This is a genomic window from Hymenobacter sp. R533113 (assembly GCF_056835965.1).
On record NZ_JAKWBD010000013.1, the window covers coordinates 1,234,085 to 1,256,403 of the forward strand.

The 22,319-nt window shown below is 56.3% G+C and carries 19 protein-coding genes, 1 tRNA gene and 2 pseudogenes; 6 read left to right on the forward strand and 16 right to left on the reverse strand.

All coding sequences use genetic code 11. The features are described 5' to 3' along the window. The first annotated feature begins 18 nt into the window (after positions 1 to 18). Together MKZ35_RS14600 and MKZ35_RS14605 are read left to right on the forward strand one after the other, a co-directional pair. Positions 19 to 1,137 carry a type III polyketide synthase gene (locus MKZ35_RS14600; protein ID WP_482513963.1) on the forward strand — a complete coding sequence of 373 codons (1,119 nt, stop codon included), beginning with the start codon at positions 19 to 21 and terminating at the stop codon, positions 1,135 to 1,137. A 244-nt stretch (positions 1,138 to 1,381) separates the two neighbouring features. Next, positions 1,382 to 2,080, forward strand: a complete 699-nt coding sequence (locus tag MKZ35_RS14605) for a methyltransferase domain-containing protein (protein ID WP_482513964.1) — start codon at positions 1,382 to 1,384, stop codon at positions 2,078 to 2,080. A gap of 234 nt (positions 2,081 to 2,314) precedes the next feature. On the opposite strand, the gene MKZ35_RS14610 is transcribed toward MKZ35_RS14605, so the two are convergent. Together MKZ35_RS14610 and MKZ35_RS14615 are read right to left on the reverse strand one after the other, a co-directional pair. Then, positions 2,315 to 3,220 (reverse strand): histone deacetylase family protein, encoded by a 906-nt coding sequence (locus tag MKZ35_RS14610; RefSeq protein ID WP_482513965.1) that lies wholly within the window; start codon positions 3,218 to 3,220, stop codon positions 2,315 to 2,317. Positions 3,221 to 3,407: 187 nt separating this feature from the next. Further along, positions 3,408 to 3,482 (reverse strand) — tRNA-Val (locus MKZ35_RS14615). A 201-nt stretch (positions 3,483 to 3,683) separates the two neighbouring features. Here MKZ35_RS14615 and MKZ35_RS14620 point away from each other — a divergent pair. After that, positions 3,684 to 4,364 (forward strand): porin family protein, encoded by a 681-nt coding sequence (locus MKZ35_RS14620; RefSeq protein ID WP_482513966.1) that lies wholly within the window; start codon positions 3,684 to 3,686, stop codon positions 4,362 to 4,364. A gap of 74 nt (positions 4,365 to 4,438) precedes the next feature. Then, positions 4,439 to 4,969 (forward strand): DUF6992 family protein, encoded by a 531-nt coding sequence (locus MKZ35_RS14625; protein ID WP_482513967.1) that lies wholly within the window; start codon positions 4,439 to 4,441, stop codon positions 4,967 to 4,969. Between the two features lie 138 nt (positions 4,970 to 5,107). Here the strand turns inward: MKZ35_RS14625 and MKZ35_RS14630 are convergent, their stop codons facing one another. The 6 genes and pseudogenes from MKZ35_RS14630 to MKZ35_RS14655 all read right to left on the reverse strand — a co-directional run bounded on the left by MKZ35_RS14630 (position 5,108) and on the right by MKZ35_RS14655 (position 9,349). Then, entirely contained in the window at positions 5,108 to 5,677 is a 570-nt protein-coding gene (locus MKZ35_RS14630) for a type 1 glutamine amidotransferase domain-containing protein (protein WP_482513968.1), read from the reverse strand. Positions 5,678 to 5,817: 140 nt separating this feature from the next. Then, positions 5,818 to 6,336 (reverse strand): acyl-CoA thioesterase, encoded by a 519-nt coding sequence (locus tag MKZ35_RS14635; protein ID WP_482513969.1) that lies wholly within the window; start codon positions 6,334 to 6,336, stop codon positions 5,818 to 5,820. 123 nt (positions 6,337 to 6,459) lie between these two features. Next, positions 6,460 to 6,965: pseudogene (locus MKZ35_RS14640) on the reverse strand (DUF3616 domain-containing protein). After that, positions 6,859 to 7,356 (reverse strand): DUF3616 domain-containing protein, encoded by a 498-nt coding sequence (locus MKZ35_RS14645; protein ID WP_482514759.1) that lies wholly within the window; start codon positions 7,354 to 7,356, stop codon positions 6,859 to 6,861. The pseudogene MKZ35_RS14640 and the gene MKZ35_RS14645 overlap by 107 nt, the downstream one beginning before the upstream one ends. 9 nt (positions 7,357 to 7,365) lie before the next feature. Further along, positions 7,366 to 8,082 (reverse strand): LytR/AlgR family response regulator transcription factor, encoded by a 717-nt coding sequence (locus MKZ35_RS14650; protein WP_482513970.1) that lies wholly within the window; start codon positions 8,080 to 8,082, stop codon positions 7,366 to 7,368. A 238-nt stretch (positions 8,083 to 8,320) separates the two neighbouring features. Further along, positions 8,321 to 9,349, reverse strand: a complete 1,029-nt coding sequence (locus tag MKZ35_RS14655) for a sensor histidine kinase (RefSeq protein WP_482513971.1) — start codon at positions 9,347 to 9,349, stop codon at positions 8,321 to 8,323. 224 nt (positions 9,350 to 9,573) lie between these two features. Here MKZ35_RS14655 and MKZ35_RS14660 point away from each other — a divergent pair, with 224 nt between their 5' ends. Further along, positions 9,574 to 10,488: a DUF5694 domain-containing protein gene (locus tag MKZ35_RS14660; RefSeq protein ID WP_482513972.1), complete on the forward strand. Its 915-nt coding sequence runs from the start codon at positions 9,574 to 9,576 to the stop codon at positions 10,486 to 10,488. Between the two features lie 61 nt (positions 10,489 to 10,549). Here MKZ35_RS14660 and MKZ35_RS14665 read toward each other — a convergent pair whose 3' ends face one another. From MKZ35_RS14665 to MKZ35_RS14700, 8 genes and pseudogenes are all read right to left on the reverse strand, one after another. Then, positions 10,550 to 11,665 carry an efflux RND transporter periplasmic adaptor subunit gene (locus tag MKZ35_RS14665; RefSeq protein ID WP_482513973.1) on the reverse strand — a complete coding sequence of 372 codons (1,116 nt, stop codon included), beginning with the start codon at positions 11,663 to 11,665 and terminating at the stop codon, positions 10,550 to 10,552. 238 nt (positions 11,666 to 11,903) lie between these two features. Further along, complete coding sequence (locus MKZ35_RS14670) at positions 11,904 to 13,145, reverse strand: ABC transporter permease (RefSeq protein WP_482513974.1); 1,242 nt, start codon at positions 13,143 to 13,145, stop codon at positions 11,904 to 11,906. Positions 13,146 to 13,253: 108 nt separating this feature from the next. Beyond that, positions 13,254 to 14,495: an ABC transporter permease gene (locus MKZ35_RS14675; protein WP_482513975.1), complete on the reverse strand. Its 1,242-nt coding sequence runs from the start codon at positions 14,493 to 14,495 to the stop codon at positions 13,254 to 13,256. A gap of 116 nt (positions 14,496 to 14,611) precedes the next feature. Then, entirely contained in the window at positions 14,612 to 15,106 is a 495-nt protein-coding gene (locus tag MKZ35_RS14680) for a hypothetical protein (protein WP_482513976.1), read from the reverse strand. An 80-nt stretch (positions 15,107 to 15,186) separates the two neighbouring features. Next, positions 15,187 to 15,903 (reverse strand): ABC transporter ATP-binding protein, encoded by a 717-nt coding sequence (locus MKZ35_RS14685; RefSeq protein WP_482513977.1) that lies wholly within the window; start codon positions 15,901 to 15,903, stop codon positions 15,187 to 15,189. A gap of 494 nt (positions 15,904 to 16,397) precedes the next feature. Beyond that, a complete protein-coding gene (locus MKZ35_RS14690) occupies positions 16,398 to 16,793 on the reverse strand; it encodes a hypothetical protein (RefSeq protein WP_482513978.1) in 396 nt (131 codons plus the stop codon). Positions 16,794 to 16,932: 139 nt separating this feature from the next. Beyond that, entirely contained in the window at positions 16,933 to 18,978 is a 2,046-nt protein-coding gene (locus MKZ35_RS14695) for an FAD-dependent oxidoreductase (RefSeq protein ID WP_482513979.1), read from the reverse strand. A 255-nt stretch (positions 18,979 to 19,233) separates the two neighbouring features. Then, a pseudogene (locus MKZ35_RS14700) lies at positions 19,234 to 20,687 on the reverse strand (aldehyde dehydrogenase family protein). Between the two features lie 252 nt (positions 20,688 to 20,939). Between MKZ35_RS14700 and MKZ35_RS14705 the strand changes: the two are divergent. Then, complete coding sequence (locus tag MKZ35_RS14705) at positions 20,940 to 22,106, forward strand: hypothetical protein (RefSeq protein WP_482513980.1); 1,167 nt, start codon at positions 20,940 to 20,942, stop codon at positions 22,104 to 22,106. Positions 22,107 to 22,319 lie beyond the last annotated feature (213 nt).

A 22,319-nucleotide genomic window follows, 5' to 3' on the forward strand; every position in this document is an offset into this window, starting at 1 on the left:
TTGCGTATACTTCGCTTAATGAGCAGCTACCTGTGTGCCATCGGCACGGCCAACCCAACCCATGTTATTCCGCAGCCCCAAATTGCCACTTTTATGGCCGAGGCCCTGCAACTCGATGAACACGAGGCGCGCAAGCTGCGCGCCCTCTACCGCGTCACGGGTATTGGCCAGCGCTACTCAGTGCTTGCTGATTATAGCCGTCCCAACGGCGAGTTTGAATTCTTCCCCAATACGCCTGATCTAGAGCCTTTTCCGTCGGTGGGGCAACGCATGGCGGTGTACCGGCAGTGCGCGCTGCCCTTGTCGGTGCGGGCGGTTCAGGACTGTCTGCGGCAGGTACCGGAGGTGACGCCGGCCAGCATTACCCACCTGATTACAGTGAGCTGCACGGGCATGTACGCGCCGGGTCTGGATCTGGAGCTGGTTCAGAAGCTGGGTTTGCGGTCCAATGTGCAGCGCACCTGCGTCAATTTTATGGGTTGCTACGCGGCCTTCAATGCCTTGAAACTGGCCGACGCTTTTTGCAAAGCCGACGCCAGCGCAAATGTGCTTATCGTGAGCACGGAGCTTTGTACCATTCATTTTCAGAAAAATCGGGAGGAAGACCACCTGGTGTCCAATGCCTTGTTTGGGGATGGGTCGGCGGCGGCGCTGGTGCGGGCGGTGCCGGCAGCTCAGGGACCGAGCTTAGCGCTGGCGGCTTTCCACTGCGGCATTGAGCCCAACGGGCACGCCGATATGGCCTGGCACATCAACGACTTTGGCTTCGAAATGACGCTGTCCTCGTACGTGCCGCGCCTCATTCAGAAAGGTATTCGGGAGCTGACGGATGGATTGCTCGAAAACCTACCCATTCAGCTGCCTGATATTCAGCACTTCGCCATTCACCCCGGCGGGCGCAAGATCCTGGAAACCATCGAGCAGGAGCTAGGGCTAACTACCCACGACAACCGCTTTGCCTACCAGGTGCTGCGCGACTACGGCAATATGTCGTCGGCGACGGTGCTTTTTGTGCTGCATGAGCTGTTGCAGTCGCTCACGGCAGCGGATAAAGGGGCGCCGGTGCTGAGCTTCGCCTTCGGGCCGGGCCTCACGTTGGAGGCTATGCTGCTGAAGGTGGCTTTTGACGACAATTGAGTGGTGTTTATAGTCACTGCCCCATCCATTATGATAAAATACATAACGCACGAAGCAGCGCTGAAGCATTTTGTGGGCCGAGGTTATGGCATAAAAGGTAAAAGGCGGTCATGCAGAGCGGTAGCGAAGCATCTCGCGTGCTGATGCCAAATTACTAATCAAACGAAGCGAGCGAGATGCTTCGCGCTGCTCAGCATGACAGACGATATAGTCGTCTTTTTCACCCAAAAAGCCCCCCAGCCACATGAACCTTCGCCAGCGCGCCACCGAGCCCGAACTCATGGACGACCTGACCCTGGCCTCCGATGCGTTGCGGCAGAATCTGGATGAGCTGGAAACCATTAATACCCGCCTGGGCGGCTACGGGGTGGTGACAGATGCCTTAGCACGCCTGCGCGCCAAAATGCCCCCCAGACGCCCAATGCGCCTCGCCGACCTGGGCAGCGGCGGCGGCGACACTCTGCGCTACATTGCCCGTTGGGCCAAGCGTCAGCACATCTCAGTTGAGCTGGTTGGCATTGATGCTAACCCGTTTATGCTGGAGTACGCCACCGAAAAAAGCCAGGCCTACCCCGAAATCAGCTTTCAGCAGCAGGACATTTTCGCGCCGGAGTTTCGCGCCCAGCACTTTGACGTGATTACCTGCAGCTTGTTCTGCCATCATTTCACCGATGCTGAGCTGGCCAGCCTCTTGCGTCAGCTGCGCCAACAAGCCGGTTTGGCGGTTATTATCAACGATTTGCATCGGCACCCGGTGGCCTACCACAGCATTAAGTGGCTTACCCGCTTGTTTCGGGGCTCTTACTTGGTGCAAAATGATGCGCCATTGTCGGTGGCACGGGCGTTTACCAGAACTGACTGGCGGCGCATTCTTCAGCAGGCTGATATTGAGAAATATGAGCTGAGCTGGCGCTGGGCCTTTCGGTGGCAGGTAATTATCTGAATCGCGGATTTTGCAGATTAATAGGATTTCACGGATTTTGGTGACGATTTCTTAGGTGGGGTGCACCTCGGCCATTTTAAGATGACAAACGACAAAAGACCGGACCACTAAACAGCTTCAGAGCAGGATAATTGAGCACCAAAAAGCCCCCCAGATTAGTTTTGGAGGGCTTTTTTGCCAAATAGAATAGTCATCAACATCTGTGAAATCCGACCAATCCGCAAAATCCGCGATTCAGAAATACACTTCCTGCATCAGCCGAAACGTATTGGCGTGCGCTTCCACGATGTCGGCGATGCGCTCGGAGTAGCCGCCGCCCATGCACACCACTACCGGCAGCTGGTGGCGGTGACAGAGTTCGAGCACGAACTGGTCGCGCTGGCGGCAGCCTTCGCGAGTGAGGGCGAGGTGGCCGAGCTTATCAGTAGCCAGCACATCGACGCCGGCGAGGTAGAAAACGAAGTCGGGCCGCACCTCATCCAGCAGGCGCGGTAGCGTATCGGCGAGCAACTTCAGGTATGTGGCATCGTCGGTGTGGTCGGCCAGGGGCAGGTCGAGGTCCGATTGCTCTTTGCGGTGCGGATAGTTGCGGGCCCCGTGCATGCTAAAGGTAAACACCCGCGGCTCGTGCCGAAAAATAGCGGCCGTACCGTTGCCCTGATGCACATCCAGATCCACGATGAGGATTTGTTTAATGCTTGTTTCGGTAGCTAGCAAGTAATTAGCCGCCGCGGCCTGGTCGTTGAGCAGACAAAAACCTTCGCCCCGATCAGCAAAAGCGTGGTGGGTGCCACCGGCTATGTTGGCCGCTACGCCGTGGCGCAAAGCCCGCTGAGCACACTCAATGGTCCCACCCAAAATCGTGATTTCGCGCGCTATCAGCTGCTCCGACCACGGGAAGCCGGTGGCCCGCTCCTCCTGGCGCGTGAGCTGCCCCAGGCGCAGACGACGGTAGTAATCAGGCGTATGCGTGCGCAGAATATCAGCCGCTTCGGGCGGCTGGGGGGCAAATAAATTGGCTTCCGTGATGGTACCCTCGCGCAGAAGCTGCTCGGGCAGCAGCTCGTACTTGAGCATCGGGAAGCGGTGGCCAGCGGGTAACGGATGGGCATACAGCGGCGCCCAGGCAATAGAAAGCATAGTTAGAGTCTTTACCAGAACGTCATGCTCATCTGGCGTCCGGCACGAAGCATCTCGCGTGCTGACGGTTGATTAGTAATCTTACTAAACACGCGAGATGCTTCGCACTGCTTAGCATGACGTTCTTTCTGATAACACAAAAGGGCACAAAAAAGCCCCGCTACACGTAGCGGGGCTCGGCTTTAAGTGGGGCATACTGGGCTCGAACCAGTGACCCCTACCTTGTCGAGGTAGTGCTCTGAACCAACTGAGCTAATACCCCAAAGCCAACTGGCGGCGGCCGGAAAGGGCCAAATATACACGCCTCGTCTATTGGTGCTACTCGATAAGGCAACAAAATTTTTCAACCTCCGCTGCGCTAGCGCGTAATCTGCAAGTGAAAAACCAGGCTAGCGCCTCCCAACTCGTTTTCTCTACAACCTAACTAGAGATTTTTACCCGTTCGATTCACTTGTTCTGTCTTATGAAAAAATTACTTCTCCTCTTCACTTTCTGCGCCGCCGCTTTTTCCGCTTCCGCCCAGGATGGCCCCATCGGCGTACGTTCTTCTACGGACTATGGCGTTGGCAGCAGCGACTCGCGCAACAATGGCTTCGGCATAAAAGCGGGCTTCAACCTGGCCGATTTGCGCGGCCAGGACAAAGACGCTTATCAGGATCTGGAAAGCCTTAAGTCTTACCACGCCGGCGTGTACGCGCAGTTTGCCTTCAACGAGAAATTCTCTATTCAGCCAGAGTTTTTGTTTTCGCGCAAAGGCTTTGACGCCCAAGCGTTTGACCTGATAACCGGCCTGCCTGCCGGCAGCAAAGAACAAACCCGCCTCGACTACCTGCAAGTACCAGTGTTGCTTGTCTACAACATAGTCGACAACATCAGTATTCACGTTGGTCCGCAAGTGTCATTGCTCGTAAATGCCAAGTATGCTGGTCGGGAACGCAGCATTTCGGATGTGGGCCTCAACAGCCTGGAGTACGGCGTAGTGGGCGGTGTAGAGGCTCGCGTGGGTCCGGCCCGCCTTGGTGCTCGCTACGACCTCGGCCTGGCCGACATCTACAACGACCCGCAAGACGCCGGCGCCGATGCTTACGACAACGTGAAAAACGGCGTGTTTCAGGTGTATCTGGGAATTGGCATTTCTAACTAATTTGCCCTGATCACTCTTTTCAAAAAGGAAGCCTGCTGCGGCTTCCTTTTTGTGTCGCCAACCTGCCACTTACCATGTCACTTGCCACCTTGCTGATCGCCCTCCCTGACCCCACCGACGCCTTGCCCCTGCTCAATCGGGGCCGGGAGCTGCTGGCCGAGCGCGGCATGGGCGTGCTGGGCGCGTGGGCCCTGCTAAACTTAGTGGTGAGCGGCTACTTCGTGGCCCGCACCGATAAGCGCACCGAAGCGCACTACTTCCATCAGATGAATGTGGGCTGGAACCTGGTAAACGTTGCGCTGGCCGTGTTTGGCATTCTTAGTGCCCATCCCAACCAAGTCGCGGGTATGACCTTAGCCGACAGCCTCACGGCCCAATTCAACTTCGAGAAAATTCTGCTCTTGAACGCCGGCCTCGATGTGGCCTACGTAGCCACGGGCAGCTGGCTCCGCGCCCGCGCCGCCTCCACCGACCGCCGCCCCGAGCGCCTGCTTGGCTTTGGGCGCTCATTGTGGTTGCAGGGGGCTTTTTTGCTGGTGTTTGACGTGAGTTTTTATCTCGTGTATCATCAGTTCGCCACCGAGTTGCTGGCGCTGATTCAGTAACCTGAAGCGGTGCTTCGGCCAGAATAATGCGCTGCTGATAGTCGCTTTAGTGGACCGAAGCGGTGCTTCGGGTTACAAGAAAAGCCCCCCAGAATTAGTCTGGAGGGCTTTTTCAATTGTCAGTAACCCGGATTGCGATTAGCGCGTAGCGTGCACGCCTTCCAGGATTTCCTCGACAATCTTCTTATTGAAAGCCGGAATATCATCCGGATTACGGCTGGTGATGAGGCCTTTATCGACTACTACTTCGCTGTCTTGCCACAGGGCGCCGGCATTTTTCAGATCGGTTTTGATGCTGGGGTAGCTGGTTACTTTCTTGCCGCGTAGCAAGCCCGTTTCTACCAGCACCCAGGGGCCGTGGCAGATGGCGGCCACTACTTTGCCTGAGTGCATAAACTCGGTTACGAAGTCGACTACCTTTTGCTCCACGCGCAGCTTGTCGGGGTTAATTTGCCCCCCAGGCAGCACCAGGGCGTCATAGTCTTCGACGCGGACGTCGCCGATGAGCTTGTCGACGCTTACTTTATCGCCCCAGTCGTCTTTGTCCCAGCCTTTGATAGAGCCGCTTTTCAGAGAAATAACGTGGGTTTCGGCGCCTTCATTTTCCAAATACTTCTTCGGCTCTTCCAACTCCGATTGCTCGAAGCCGTCGGTGGCTACAATGGCTATTTTCTTTCCTTTTAGTTTATCGCTTCCAAATAATGACATGATATCGGAATTAGAGGTGAGTATTAAGAAATGAGAGGTGAGTGTTAAGAAATGGGAGGTGAGACATTGTTCAGCCATAGTGCATGACCAGAACGAAGTCTCATCTCTCACTTCTTAATACTCACTTCTTCCCCAATGGGTTATTCGGCGCTCTCCGTTTCGCCCCGCTCGCGCTTGAACTGCTTGCGCAAGCGGCGCACCCGCTCATCAAAGCCATCGGGGTCATATTCTACGTCCTCGATGTCCAGGGCGTCGAGCATATCCATCATGGCGTCGGCGTGGTCGGTGCGGGTGGCGGTACGCACGTTTACGAAGGCCATTTCCGACCAAAGCAGCGCCTTCAGGCGGGCGCCGTCCTCGCTCAGCATCTGCATCTCTACTACCAGGTTGGAGTTGTCGAAATGAATAAGCTGGGTGCGAATGCGCACGACTTCGCTATGGTTGGCGGGGCGCAGGTAGGCAATATGATGCTTGGTGATTACCCATCCGGCCTGCGACTCGCGGGCCAGCTCGCCCAGGTTCAGGGCATAATGCTGGATGGTATGCTCCTCGCGGGCATTCAGGAAATAGTCGAGGTAGCGGGCGTTATTGAGGTGGCCCAGCATATCGCAATCCTGAAAATGAATGCGGTGGGTGGTTTCGGGCGTGCGGACTAGCATTGGTTGGGAGGTAAAAGAGGCTGTAGAGACACATAGTTGTGTCTCACTATAGAACAAGACACTTGAACAACTCGACCGCCAATCGGCCAACATGGAGACACGACTATGTATCTCTACGGCCTCTCACTTAGGCAGCAGAAACGAATCGGCTACTACCTGGTGGGGGGCTTTTTTGCGGTCGTCGGTGGGGCTGTCGAACACGATGAGTACGTGGGTGTCGTCGAGCACGGCCATGCCTTCGGCTTTATCCTGGCCGGAGGTGGGACCGTGGCCATGCGGCACGTCGAAGAGGCGCTGCACCTTGTCGGGGCCGATGAGGCTGTCCTGGGGCTGCACCAGGGCATCGGGCCAGCAGTACACGGCAATGGTGCCGTCGAGGTTCATGGTGGGGCCGGCCAGCAGCAGAATACCGACCCCCGCTGGCGCAGCTCGCGCAGGCCCATGCCACCCAGGGAGAGGAAGTGTTTTTTGTAGTACTTGTGCTCGGCACCTTCCAGCTTGGCTAGGCGCAAATGGCCTTTTTTATCTTCCTCGGGCAACACTTCCAATACTACGGCCCAGCCCCGGAGCACGGGTCCGCGCAAGCCCAAGAAGAGGCGGCCATCGGGCGCAGCCGCCAGACCTTCCACGTCGAAGCCGTTGTCTTTGCTGGGAATCTTGAGGAAGAGCTTCAAGTGCGGGTCGTCGGCCTAGAATGTCGAACAGGTCGTTGGCTACGCTGGCGTTGTTGCTGTGCAGCTGGGCAGCGCACAACGTTTGGGTGGGGTGAGCAACTTCTTTGTGCAGCTCAAAGTCGCCGGTTTCGGCGTTGCGCACCAGCGGAATGCGGGCCAGGAGGTAGCGGTTCGACTCTTCCTCTATTTTGGCTAGGCGGGCAATTTGCTTGGCCACATCCTCGTCCTCGTGGTCGGGCTGCTTGCGCTTCAGGCTGTGCGAGCCCACCAGCCAGAGGTAGTTGTTGGCCTCGCCCAGGCCCTCAATATCTATTTCCTCTTCTTCATCGGAAGGCAGGTCGAGCAGGTCAGTTAGCTATGGCGTGCGCACCAACCGGTAGAGCTGTTCCCGGTACGTTTCGCCCACGGGCACCATCTTATCCTGAATATAGAGCGTGTTGCCGTCCACCATCCGAATCTTATTCAGGGAGATGATATAGGACTTGTGCACCCGCACAAACGGCGGCCGGGGCAGCTGCTGCTCCAGCTGCGTGAGTGACTGATACGTGACGAACACCTGGGTGGGCAGGTGAATGGAAACGTAGTTTTTCAGGCCTTCCACGAAGAGAATATCGGCGTAATCGATGCGGATATACTTGTTTTTGGTTTCCCCTTTCACAAACAGATAGGTATCCGCCGCGGCGGGATTAGCCTCCGCTGGCGGGGTAGGCTCCGGTGCGGCCGCTAAAGTCAGCACTTTTTGGGTTGCTTTCAGGAAACGCTCGAAGGAAATGGGCTTGAGCAGATAATCTACCACGTCATTTTCGTAGCCTTCCAGGGCGTATTCGGGGTAAGCCGTGGTCAGGACAACCTTGCAGCGGGTGCCGCAGAGCTTGAGAAATTGCAAGCCCGTCAGCTCCGGCATTTGGATGTCCAGAAACATCAAATCGACGCGGCCCTGCTGCACCCAGGTCAGCGCCTCAATGGGGTTGGTAGTGGTACCAACCAGCGTGAGGTAAGGCACCTTGCGGATATAGTCGGCAAGAATGACGGAGGCGTAAGCTTCGTCGTCGACGGCAATACAACGGATCATAAGAGCGTATCTGGTGATTTTACTTTCGGGTCATGCCCCATTAGGCCGTCATGCTGAATCTGGCGTCCGCTTGTCGAAGCATCTCTACTGGTGACTAATCTCAATGTTAGTGCAACGAAGCGGTAGAGATGCTTCGACAAGCGGACGCCAGATTCAGCATGACGACCTAATGGGCATGACACAGACTTTTATTTTTACTAAAGCTTACACACTTACACTCCCCAAAATGCCCCCCAGCTTATGTTTCCCGCAGCTGGAGCGAGGTCTGAAACCGTTCCGGGGTCTGGCTCACCGTCAGGGTATGCCGCTGCGGGCACAGCAGCTCCAGCCGCCGCCGCACATTGGCCAGCCCAATGCCGCTGGTAGCGTCTTTCTGGTGCTGGCCAATCTGGTTGTTTACCTCAAATCTCAGCTCTTTGGGCTTGATAGTTAGCGCTATTTGCACGGGCTTGCCGGGGCAATTCAGCACGCCATGCTTGAAAACGTTTTCCACGAACGGAATCAGCAGCAAAGCCGGCAGGCGCCGCCCATCGGGGTTTCCAGTTACGGTAAAATCGACGAAAAATTGCCCCCCAAAGCGCAGCCTATACAAGTCGATGTAGTTGCGCAGGTAGTCAATCTCGCGGGTTAGCTCCACTTGGCCATCCGGGCGCTGGTGCAGCATGTAGCGCATCAGGTCCGAGAGCTTGAGCACAGCCGAGCCCAGCTGCTCTGACACCGGATAAGCCAGGGAATAGAAGTAGTTGAGGGTATTGTACAGGAAATGCGGGTTGATCTGGGTGCGCAGAAACGCTTCCTCAGCCTGGGTTTTCTCCTGGCGCAGCTGCCGGTTTTCGCGCTCCCGCCGCAGCGTTTCCTCAAAGCTCCACACCACGCCGCTTATCACGATGGCGGGGCTGGCGTAGTAGATATTATCGAGAATATAGTAGGGAGTGGAAGTCGCGGGGTTGTAGTTGCGAAACCCCAGCAGCGTCGGATATAGCATCTCCTCAATTCCGTAGCGCAGCCCGATATAACAGGCTACAACGCCAACCAATGCCATGAGCAGCGTGGGAATTTGGCCGGGGCGCAGCAGGCGCGGATACAGCAGCCCATAGCACACATAAAACTCCAGACTACGCAGCACCAGATGAGACACTAGCAACCAGTTGCTACGCCAGTCACTGACTAAGGGGTGCCAATCGTTGAGGCGCGCGCCCACCCACATGTAGGCGGCATACACCACCCAGCCTACAATGTGTAGCTTCTTTGTTGACCAGTGCTTCATTCTCAAAACTACTGTAAGTAGCTGGACGCTGGCAGTTTTTTATCCCAACCCCGAGGTTGGCGGGAGCAAGCCCCGATTTCACGTTGCAAACCAAAAAAGCCCCCCAGCGCGGGTTTGTATCAGGTTTGAGGAAGTTGGGATAATATAGTTGAGGCTGCGTGCGGGGTGGTTCACCTTTAGGTCATTCTTCTCGCCTAGAGGAGCTAACAAACTACTTTTTCCTCATGCAGACCGCCAACAACACTCCCCAACGCCTCGCCCGTATCCTGTTTGTGCTTCTCCTGCTGTGCGCGGTAGCTGAGCCGGGCCAGAGCCAGAGCCAGAGCTTCCCTACCAAAGCTGTTAAGCTCCGGGAGAAGGCCTTTTTTCCCGACTCTCTGAAGAAAGCCGAAGTTCTCCTGCTCGGCGTATTTCACTTCAATTATCCGGGCCTGGACGCCCACAAAACCAGCGGCAAGCTGGAGGTTGATGTACTGTCGGCGGGGCGGCAGAAGGAAATAGCTGAGCTAACCCAACTGATTGCCCGCTTCAAACCCACCAAAATAATGGTGGAGCACCCCGCCGACGCGCAAGAACGCCTTGACAAGAACTACGCTGACTTCACGGGCGAAAAGCTCAAAACCACTCGCAACGAAATCACGCAGATTGGCTTTCGGCTAGCGAAGCAACTAAACCACCCGCGCGTATTTGCCATCGATACCCCGCCGTTCCAGTTTAAGCTGGCACCCAAAGACTCCGCTTGGATGCAGGCCCAGGAAAGCCAGCCTCAGAGTCGGGCCATGCAGCGCCTGAGCGCACGGTACGCAGCATTCTATCAATACCAGGACACGCTCGCCTACCAATCCAACCTCAAGGATTACCTGCTCTACCTCAACAGTGACAACTCCCTGCGGCGCTTTCACAGCGCGTACTTCATTACCACGCCCATTGGCACCGCTACCCAGCCGGCCGGTGCCGATGGCTTTATCACGCGCTGGTTCAACCGCAACATCCGCATGTTTGCTAACGTGCAGCGGTTAGCCGTCAAAAACGACAGGATATTAGTACTGGTCGGCGTCGGACATGTATCTATTCTCAAGCACCTAGTCGAAAACTCTCCCGAATTTAATCTGCGGCGGTTAGATGAATTCGTAAAGTAGCTACGCTAGCGTTTGCCTTGCCGCTAGCGACGTGGCGCGGGCTTCGGTCCGCGCCACGCTTTTACGACTTTTTCTTCTCATCCGCCGCCGGTGGGCCCAGCACTTTCACCTTATCCTCCTTACCCAGCCCCGACACGATTTCGACGTTGATGCCATCCGACAAACCGGTCTTAACCATACGCTTCTGGAACTGCTGGGGGGCTTTTTCAATCTCCACAAACACGCTGTCTTTGTTCACTTTACCGAACTGGAGCAGGCTCTCCCGAATGGCCAGTACGTCGTCGCGGCGGCCCAGCACGATGTCGCCGTTGGCTGAGTAGTTGGCGCGCAGGAACTGGCCGGGCTTGAGGTTGAGGCGGGCGCGCACCTGAAACTTGATGGCGCCTTCCTCCAAGATGCCCTTGGGCGCAATGTATTCGAGCGTGGCCGGAAACGCCTGGTTTTCCAGCGCCCCGATGGTCAGGTTCAGGTCCATGCCCTCGCGCACTTTGCCCACTTCACTCTCGTCGATTTTGCCTTCAAACACCAGGCTTTTCATGTCGGCCACGGAGGCGATAGTGGTGCCTTCGTTGAAGTTGTTGCGCTCTACGACCGACGCGCCCACTTTGATTGGCACATCCAGCAGCAGCCCGGTGATGGTAGAGCGCACCAGGTTCAGCGAGCCGCCGGTGTTGCGGGAGGCGCCGCGCTGGGCAATCTGGAGGTTGCTTTGGGCCGCGTCCAGGGCTTGCTTTTTAGCTTTGTAGTCAGCTTCCACGCGGTTGTATTCCTGCTCAGCAATTACTTTCTGCTCGAAAAGCTTCCGCTGGCGGTCCAGCTCGGTTTTGCTGAGGTCGAGGGCAATGCGTGCGGCCTGAATACCGGTTTGGGCACTGTTTACGCTGGCGGCATTGGCCACCGTCCGGATGCGGGCAATGAGCTGGCCTTCTTTCACCGGCTGCCCGGCCTCCACGTACAGCTCCTCCACAATGCCCGACACCTGGGGCTTGATCAGCACTTCGCGCCGCGGCACAATGCTGCCCGTCGCTACCGTTTTCTTCACAATGTCAGCGACAAAAGGCTGCTCCGTTTTGTACACGACGGGGTCAACGTTGGCTTGGCGGTAGAAGTAGTAGCCCAGCCAGCCGAAACCAGCCAACAGCAGTAAAACTAAGAGAGCGAGAAAGATACGTTTCATGGGTATTGTGTAATTGAGTTTATTGTTTTGGTGGGGCCTCAACCCCTAGCCCCTTCTCACAGGGGAGAAGGGAACTAGCTTGTAGCTTTTCTGGACTGCTAGCTCATTTCTAGTATTCTATCTTTTAGAACTAGTCCCCCTTCTCCCGTGGAATGGGTGATGGAAGTAGCGCAGATTCCGGTTCTATCTTTTAGAACTAGTCCCCCTTCTTCCCCTAGAGAAGGGGGTTGAGGCAACTTTACTCATCCTTTAAAGCTACCACCGGCTGCACCCTAGCGGCAATGGTAGCGGGCACCAGTCCGGCCAGCGCACCCGCCGAAACCAGGAGCACGATAGCCGTGAGGGCGACGCCGACATCCACCTGCGGATTGGCAAAAAAGCTCATCTGCTCACCGGCAATCAGTTTATTAATGCCAGCCATCAGCGCAGTGCCGGCCAGCAGCCCCACCATACCAGCGGCGGCCGTCAGCACGATGCTTTCCTGCACAATCAGGCTCACGATGCTGAAGGGCGTGGCACCCAGCGCCTTGCGAATGCCGATTTCCTTGGTGCGCTCCTTCACCACGATCAACATGATGTTGCTCACGCCGATAATACCGGCCAGAATGGTCCCGATGCTCACCAGCCAGCTAAAGCCCGAGATGCCCGTGAACAGGCCCTGCACGCGGGCATATTCCTCCTCCACGTTGGCCGAGCCGAACGCGCGGTCGTCGGTGGGCGCTACTTTGTGCTGACGCCGCAAGACTTCTTTCACCTTGTTTTCCACAACGGCTGCCGGAATGCCAGGCTTCGGGATAAAGGCGAAATAGTCTACCTTATTTACTTGGTTGAAAGCGAGTTGCAGCGTAGTCAGCGGGACAAAGATGGTTTGCGCATTCTGCTGGGCTTCCTCGGGCCGGCCGGTCCCCTTAAACACGCCCACCACGCGGAAGTAGATGCCCTTGATGTTGATATACTTACCCATTGGGTTGGCTCCCATAAAGAGTATGTCCACCACCCGGTCGCCGATAATGGCCACCTTTCGCCGTTCCCGAATGTCCATTTCATTCACGAAGCGGCCCTGCTCCAGATTCAAAGCCTGAATGGCGGGGTACCCAGGGTACTCGCCCTTCACCGTAAATGCCCCGCTTTTGGGTGGCACCTGCACCGTAAACGTGCCATGCAGCTCGCAGCGCGGCAAGATGAAAGCCGCCTCAGGTACCCCGCGCTCGATGGCCCGCACATCGTCGTTGGTCAGCTGAATAAACCGGCCGGCCTTCAGCCCCATATAAGGCACACTGGTGCGCTGGGTCCAGACAAAAACGGCGTTTTTGGCAACATCGAACTCCTGCTCTACGCCGTTGCGAAAGCCTTTGCCCGCGCCCAGTAGCACTACCAGCATAAAGATTCCCCAGAACACGCCGAACGCCGTCAGCCCCGTGCGCAGTTTGTGCCGCCGCACGGTGCTCCAGATTTCGCTCCATTTATCCAGGTCGAACATGGGGTTAGGGTTGTAGCGCGAACTTTCAGTTCGCGTATCGTTGAACTATGGCGGTGGGGCATTTTCAACAACCCCAACAAAACGCGAACTAAACGTTCGCGCTACATTCTATTCGGCTCTCAGCGCTTCAATAGGTTTCACATTGGCCGCTTTCATGGCGGGCACCAAACCGGCTATGGCACCGGCTATTACCAGCAGCAGAATGGAACTAACGGCCACCGTAACATCCACTTCCGGCCGGTCGAAGTATGACGTAGTACCGCCGGCCTGGTCCAGGGCGTAGCGCACCGCATCCAGCACAGCCACGCCGGCCAGCAGTCCCAGGTAGCCCGACAAGCCCGTGATGACCACCGACTCCTGCAGAATCATGCTGATAATACTCCAGGGCGTAGCGCCCAGGGCCTTACGCACCCCAATTTCGCGGGTGCGCTCCTGCACAATGATGAGCATGATATTGCTGACGCCTACCACGCCCGCCACCAGCGTGAGCACGCCAATGATGGACACAAACAGCTTAATACCAGTGAATAAGCCCTGAAAGCGCTGCACTTCCTCTTCGTTATTCTCCAGGTCAAGCGCCTCCTTATCGGCAGGGTCAAACTTGTGGCGGGCGGCCAGCAACACGCGCACCTGGTCTTCGACCTGCTTAACCGGGATGCCCGCGTGCGTTGTCAGGCCCATGAGTTGGACCTGATTATATTGGTTAAACGTCGTTTGGAAGGTGCTGAATGGCGTGTAGGCCCGCTCCTCGTTACGACCCTGGTTTTGAGTGTTGGTGAACGTGCCTACTATCTTAAAGAAAACGCCCTTCACCTGCACGTACTGGCCCAAAGACGGCTCATCGCCAAATAGCACCTTGCGGACCTTCTCACCCAGAATCATCACTTTGCGCCGCTCAATCACGTCCATCGGATTCAGCAAGCGACCTGAATGGAGCACCTCGCCGTTCAGGTCGAAGAAGTCGGCGCTGGCCCCAAACACTTGGTAAGAGCCGTTTTTGGTGCCCCGCATAATGGTGTACTCGCCAAAAAGCCGGTTGCGGGTGGCCAGCAGCTCCACGCCATCTATCTGGCGGCGGATAGCATCCTGATCAACGTTGGTGAGCTTGATTTCGCGACCGGGCTTCAGGCCGTTGTAAGGAATGGACGTTTTACCCCCACTGATATACAAGCTGTTGCGGGCCCCGGAACCAAACTCCTTGAAGATGCCATTCTCCATTCCTTTGCCCGCGCCCAGCAAAAGTACAAGCATGAAAATGCCCCAAAACACCCCAAACGCGGTCAGGAAGGTGCGTAGCTTGTTGCGGCGCATGGTACCCAGAATTTCCTGCCATTTGTCGACGTCGAACATTTTACATTTAACAGTTATCAATTATCATTTAACAGGCTCTTCCTTTTTATGAGGAGCTATTTTGAAGCAGCTTAATTGTTAATTGCTCATTGTTAACTGTTAAATGTTAATTGACCTCACTTGCAGCTTTGGCGTACTTTTTCCAGGCGCTGCATCACGCTCTTCACTACTGTTTCGTTGGTAGTATACAAGGGCAGGTCGAAGGTGGTGCCACTGCCTTTTTTCTGGCTCTTGATCTTCAGGCTGTAGTAATTCTGATCATCGTCATCGGTTTCCCGCTCGTAGCTCAGGTTCGTTACGTCGGCCCATTCAAAGTCCAGCTTCATTTCAAACATGCCGTCTTTGAGCTTCACGCCCCAGCCCGATTCACCCTTGCTGTAGCTCACCGATACCGGCTGCGACATCTGCACATCCGCCTTATTATCGCGGATTATCTGTTGGGCATGGCAGCTATTGAGTACGAACTGCAAGTCCTGATTCGGCTTCTTGGGGTTGCGCATCAACTGAGTTATCTGCTTGGACAAGGCCTGCTTATCAACATTGGCCGTAACCTGGGCTTGGGCGGTGCTAACCAGTAGCAGTAACACCCAAATTAGTATGTTCTTTTTCATGACACTAAAAGTTAAATGCTTGGTTTCGAGAGGCGGACAGCGACTAGCATCAACGCCTTAAATACTTGTTTAGCTAGTGTTTAGCTGATAAATCGTTGGGCAGCGAGCATCTCTTCGTTCGTGCTTTGTTCATCATCTACCACCAGTCCGTCGCGCACCCGAATCATGCGGTGAGTTTGGGCAGCAATGTCGTTTTCATGAGTCACGATGATGACGGTCATACCCTCGCGGTTTACCTGCTTGAAAATATCCATCACTTCCTGAGTGGTTTGGGTATCGAGGGCGCCGGTGGGTTCGTCGGCCAGAATGAGTTTGGGCTGACTAATAAGGGCGCGGGCAATGGCCACGCGCTGTTTTTGCCCCCCAGACAGCTCGCTAGGCAAGTGGTCAGCGCGGTCGAGCAGGCCCACGCGGTCGAGGTATTCGAGGGCCATGCGGTTGCGCTCCTTGCGACTTACTTTCTGGTAGTAGAGCGGCAGCGCCACGTTTTCCATGGCGTTTTTAAAGCTCAGCAGGTTAAACGACTGGAATACAAAGCCCAAAAACTGGTTGCGATACTGCGCCGCGCGCGTCTGCGAGAGGTTGCGGTCGATGCGGTTGCCGGCGAGCCGATACTCGCCGCTGTCGTAGTCATCCAAGATGCCCAGGATATTAAGCAAGGTGCTCTTTCCCGATCCCGATGAGCCCATAATGCTCACCAACTCCCCTTCCCGTATATGCAGGTCGATACCCTTTAGCACAGTTAGCCGGTTGGAACCCACTTCGTAACTTTTACGGATATCGCGCAGCTCAATCATGGTGTAGAAAATAAAACTGGCTTAAGTGTCTAACCTAGTAGTGGGCAATACAAAGTAGAATACTTTTATTTAGAATTCAAAGAAATCATAGTATTAATTTCTGAATAAGCTCTGATAACCAGTGTCTTTACTTTTTAGCAACGGCAATCCAGTAGCCCGAAAGATGCTTAGACCAGGCCAACGGTTGCCTCGTGAGATTAAAGTGCAGATACTAAAACAGATATATTTTCTGAATATTATTTATCAGACCCTTACCTTAACAAGGCTTATGGCAAGCAAAGCTGTCATCCAAGAAAAAGCCCCCCAGCACGACGCTAGGGGGCTTTTTCTTTGAATTTTCTCAAGGAGCTATGCTGGGCAGAGCGAAGCATTTCGCCAGCAGTAGTCAGGGCAGTAATCCAGGGTCAGCAAGCGAGATGCTTCGCTCTGCCCAGCATGACAGGCGCGGCCTTTATCATCTTCTCAGTTGTGGGCCTTAATAACCAGGAAGCTTTCTAGCGTCCACCACCGGTTTTGCGAGACTGCATTTCGGCTTGCATCGCCCGCTTCTTGGTTTGATACTGCTGGTATTGAGTAGGCGTGAGCACCTGCTTCAGCTGACCTTCCGAGCGAGCATTAATGGCTTTTAAATCGGTTAACAGGGCCGCGCGGTCAGCGCCGTATTTTTTCTGGGCATCATTTACCTGCTCCACGGTAGAAGTCAGAATGGCGCGCACCTTCACCTGCTGATCGGGGAGCAGTTTTAGCTCGTCGGTCATCACGTCGGTGAGGTCGCGGGCGGCGCGGCGCTCTACGGGCGCAGCCGGAGCGGGCGCAGGAGCAACGGTGGTCGTGGGAGCGTTGGGAATGTTGACTTTTTTGCGTCGGGCACAGCTAAACGTAGTGGCCATCAGCAAAGCCAGAGAAAAAGAAAGGGAGCAGCACGCATGGGGCAAGATGTAGGAGTGTGCCCTGCATACGCGAAATAGCGGCAAATGGCCATACTCTCCCTCCTGCCGCGCATAATTGCCCCCACCGTATCTCCGAAACCTACTCGCTAACGGCCAGCTGCTGCCGGGCTTTGGCTCCGCTGGCTACTAACCCGGCCTTTATCTGTTGGGCGGTATAATGGGCCAGCGCCATAATAGTCAGCATCGGATTGACGCCGCTACAAGCCGGAAATGCTGAGCCATCGGCCACATATAAGTTACTTACCTCGTAGGTTTCGCCGCTGGGTGCCAATGGGTGCGTTGTCCGCACGCCACCCATGCGGCAAGTGCTCATCTGGTGGGCACTATATAGGCTGAACTGATTCGGTTTCCAGCCTAAGTGCGGCAGCTTATCCAGCACTTCGGGGTTTTGCATTACGCCATTCTGCGTGTGGAGTGTGGGCAAAGTGCTATGAGGCAAATACACCGTATGCGCCCCAGCCGCCACATGAATATTGGCCGCCGCGCGCACGCCCTGCAACATGGAATTGCGGTCGAAAGGGCTGAGCACATAGTTCACCAGTGGGGCGCCGTGCTGATCAATAGTCACGCGGCCACCATCCCGGTCGCGGGTCAGCACAATGAAGTTGCCCAAATGCGCTGCGTTCAGCATCAGCTGCTTATGCTGCTCACCCGATTGCCAGGGCAGCACCATGGCCATCAGGCCCGCATGGGCGGGGGGCGTTTCCAGCTTCACCCCGAAGTTGGTGCCATCGAGGCGGGTGAAGCAGTCGTTTACTACCGACATGCTCGGCCCGTGCCACGGGTTCATCAGCTGCGGATAAAGCCCCGAAACGGCCACCGTAGGGTGCAAATGCAGGTGCTGACCTAAGTGCGGATGGTGTAACCCGCTGCGCAACAGCAGCGCCGGCGTCTGAATGGCGCCACCGGCCACCACCACGCGCCGCGCCCGCACCGTCACGCGCACTTGCTGACCGTCGGAGGTAGTGTGCACGGCTTCGGCGCCCGTGGCCTGGCCAGCCTGCACCGTCACGCGCTCCACGCGGGTATCGGCCAGCAGGCGGGCGCCGTGGGCAAAAGCCTGGGGCAAATACGTGTTCAACGTGCCTTGCTTGATGCCGTACCGGTCGCCGAGAGTGGTGTAGCCCAGACCCTGGAAGTGCGCCTCGGAGTCAGTGAGGCCTTTTTCGTTCCTTGGAATCAGCCTGGTCGTTTGGCCCAGTTTGGCCGAGCCGTCCTTGAGGGCTTGATTTTGGCCATTGTGGCGCAGATAATCGGTATTCACGCTCAGGGCGCGACTCACGGCATCCAGGCTGTCTTTAAACTCAGCAGAGGTGAAGTGTGGCACCTGATGCTCGCGGGCCCATTCTTCCAACACATAATCGGGGGTGCGAAACGAGCCGGCCCAGTTGACGGTAGTGCCGCCACCCAGGCAGCTACCGGCCAACAAAGCTACGCCGCCATCCTGCGTGCTCAGAGCCCCGCGCGCGTCGTAGAGCTGCCCCATCATATCTATTTCGCGCTGGGTGAAGTCGCAGCCGTGGCAGTAGGGGCCTTTTTCGAGCACTAATACATCGTGGCCAGCAACAGCTAATTCGGCGGCTACCACGCCACCTCCGGCCCCGCTGCCTATCACCAGCACGTCGCAGTTGTAGGTAACATCTATGGTCGGCCGCAGGGTTTTCAGTGGTTTCGATGAGTCTACCACGGCGTCGGGCAGCGGGCCAGGGTAGTTCAGCGCCCCCCACGTAGCGTTGCCTTTTTCGGCCGATGAAGAGCCGTAGTAGAGGAAAGTAAGCAGCTTCCGTAGTGCGTGAAAGCCTTTGCGCAGTTGGGGCACATTGCTGCCCGCCCAACTTTGCAGCATCTGCTGACGCTGCGCGACATCCAGGCGCAGAAAGGGTTTGAGCGGCCCAAACCAGGTCAGTCCTAAAGCCGGGTTTTCCATCAGCTTCAGCAACTGGCGAAACTCTTGCTGAGCCCCTTCCGGTTGAGCCGAAATAGCGGCAAAAGCCTTGTCTACATCGACGCCCTCAGATCCGCGGCGGCCCCAAAAATCCGCCTTTTCTGATTTGCCTTCAATGCCAGGGATAAACGTGTCGGCGAGGGCGAGAAGAAGGGTACGCTGGGCGGGAGTGGGATTCATAATCAATTCAGAAGCAGAATGTTGATCACGCAGATTGCGGGTCTGAAAATATCGGTATTTTTTTCGATATACTCGGCATGCCGCGTAGTTTGAGTCACAAAAATCCGTCTAACGTTGCGGTTTGACGCTTATTTAAATGTGTAGAGACATATTGGAACGAGTCTCTACGTTTGCTTCTCTGACCTCAGGATGACAGGTGTTTATTGTTCAACGGGGAGACGCGAAGTATCGCGTCTCTACATAAAACCAGGATAGCTAAAACCACTTTATCACCATCTCCATCATCTGCTTTACCTTGGGCGTGTAAGGCGGATAGAGCAGCTTGATGGATGTTTGGCCGATGCGCTGCTTGAGCACGGCTTTCAGGTTGGAGAAGGAGTCGAAGCCGTAGCGGCCGTGGGCGCGACCCATACCGCTGTTGCCGAGGCCGCCGAAGGGCAGCTCGGGGTGCATGAGGTGAATGATGGTATCATTGATAGAAACCCCACCGGCGGGGGCGCGCTTTAGTACGTAGCGGCGGTTTTCGGCGCTGCGGCTGAAGAGGTAAAGCGCCAGGGGCCGGGGCCGGTCGTTGATGAAATCTACGGCTTCCATGAGGGTACTGTAAGTGCGCAGCGGTAATACGGGGCCGAAGATTTCTTCTTTCCACAGGCCGGCCTCCGGCGGCACTTCAGCTAAAAGCGTGGGCTCAATGAAGTTGTCCGACGAGTCGACGATGCCGCCCATCTCCAAAATGCCCCCCAGGCGCTGTCCTTCTTCCAGCAGCTTGCTAACGCGCTGAAAATGATGCTGATTCACGATGCGAGCGAAGGTATTGGACTGCTGTACGCCTTCGCCAGTGGGGTCGTGGAGGCGGCGGGTGGCCGTTCGGATTTCGTTGATTAGCTTGTCGCGGACTTTTTCGTGCACGAGTAAGTAGTCGGGAGCGACGCAGGTTTGGCCGGCGTTCAGGAATTTGCCCCACACTATTTTCTCGGCGGCGTCGCGCAGGTGGGCGGTTTCGTCTACCAGCACCGGCGATTTGCCCCCCAGCTCCAGCGTAACGGAGGTGAGGTGCTCAGCGGCGGCGCGCATCACTATTTTGCCCACTTGGGGGCTGCCGGTGAAGAAAATATGGTCGAAGGGCAGCTTGAGCAGGGCCGTGGATACGTCCTTGTCGCCTTCGCACACCACTACTTCGCTGGGGTCGAATACTTCCTCCACCATTTGCCGGATGAGGGCGCTGGTGGCGGGCGTCATTTCGGAGGGCTTGAGGATGCAGCAATTGCCCGCGGCTAAGGCGGACGTCAGCGGGTCGACGGCCAGGTAAAAGGGTAATTCCAGGGGGCAATGATGAGCACGACACCCTTGGGCTCGGGTTGCACCCAGCCTTTGGCGCCCATCATGGCCAGCGGCGTACCTACATGGCGCGTCTTCATCCACTTGGCCAGGTGCTTTATGGTATGCTTCAGCTCCACCTGCGAGACGTAGATTTCCGACATGTCCACCTCTTCAGGGGGCTTGCGGAAGTCGGCGTACATGGCCTGCTGAATGCGCGTGCGATTGTTTTCTATCCACTGACTCAACTGGCGCAGGCGCACAATCCGCTCGCTGGCGTCTTCCCGACGCATGACTTCGCTACGGGTTTTTAGCCGCCCAAAAATTTCCGGCAGCACAGTCGGATCAAAGGGTGCAGAGGCGGCGGCAATCGGAGTATCAAGCGTTTCCATGCGGGAGGGCGAGGCAGTAAAGAGCGTCTTCTAAGGTACGGAATTTTGTCACTCAGACTATTCAGGTGGTGATGTAGACCAGGTTGCTACGCTAGCGCAACAGACGCTTTTATTATGAAAAAAAGGCCTCCATAAAGTTTCTGGGGGGCTTTTTGCTTTTTTCGAGTGGGAACGTTTTGCCAATACTCTTGTGTAGAAGCCTATATGACAAGCTACTGGCTCACCACTTTTACGACTCCATGTTGCTGATTTTTGCGCCCGCCGACGCGCTGGGCAGTAGCAGTGCTTTCGGTTCTGCTCTTGCTGGCGGCGCAGTCGGTGGGGCCAGTGCCACCCATTCGTTTGCTGGTGCCTGCTCAAACTTTTGCCCCCCAGGAGTTTTACGTAGCTCAAGTAGTGGATGAGCGCTCGGGCCGCGGCGCGGTAGCTTCGTTGCTACCGCCGCCTACCACGGCAGTACCTACGCCCAAAGCGCAGTCCGTTGATTTGCAGGGCGGAGGCCTAAGCGCCATTCGGCAGTTTATTCACCAGACGCTTCCCACCGATAAGAAGCTGCGCCCTATTACAATCCGTCTGCGCGAGTGCAAAGTCACGGAGACATCCGACCCCAAAGCGCCCGGCCGAGTAGACGGCCGCATTCGTATAAAAATGGCCTTCGACTGGCAGCGCGACGGCCAAACCGTGGCGTTGACCGAGTATCAGGGCGCCGCTCGTTACGGCCGCCCTGCTGGTCAGCTGGCCGTTGTGGAGCCCACGCTGCGCCAGGCCCTAACCGAGGCTATGCGGTACCTGCACACCTGGGTAAAGCAAAATGCCCCCCACAACGCCAAACTGGCGACTGGGGTACAGGTTTTCTTCACCGATTACACGGATAATCAGGAAGCCGACACGCTTTTCTACGACCCCAAGCGCCCCCTTGACTTTTCCGATTTCAGGGGCACCCGCCAATCGGGTGGCAATACCGCGGCGGTGGTGTTTCCCAACTTCTCGTACCAGGGCTCCACGAAGGTGGTGGGGGGCAAAATGCAGCTGCGCATAACTATGAAGACGTTTGTGGTGCGCAGCTCCTCCTGGGTAGCCGACCACGCCCGTACGCCCTATACGCTCAACCACGAACAGCGCCATTTTGATGTGGTGAAGCTAGTGGTGGAGCGCTTTAAGCGCCGAATTCGGCAGGACACGCTGTCCGTCGACTACTACGCCGGCCACCTGCAGCATCAATACCTGTTGTCGTATCAGGAAATGAACCGCATGCAGGAGCAATATGACGGCGAAACCGGCAACGGTACCAATGACGCCGCCCAGGCGCGCTGGAATGAGCGCATTACGAATGAGTTGCGGGCGTGGGCCTCACCCCCGGCCCCCTCTCCCAAAAAGAGGGGGAGCCTGACGCTCCGCCTACGCGGCCACGTCGGCTAGCGCCTCCGCAACCGTTACCCCCTTCTGATTTTTAGAAAGAAAAAAGCCCCCCAAGAACAACTCAGGGGCTGTTTTGATCTTGAGCTTAGCATGTGGAACTGGTAGCCGTTCTGGAGGCGCAAGCCGACGTGGCCGCGCAGGCGGGAGCGTCAGGCTCCCCCTCTCCCTTAGGAGAGGGGGCCGGGGAGTGAGGCCCACGCGAGAACAACCAGA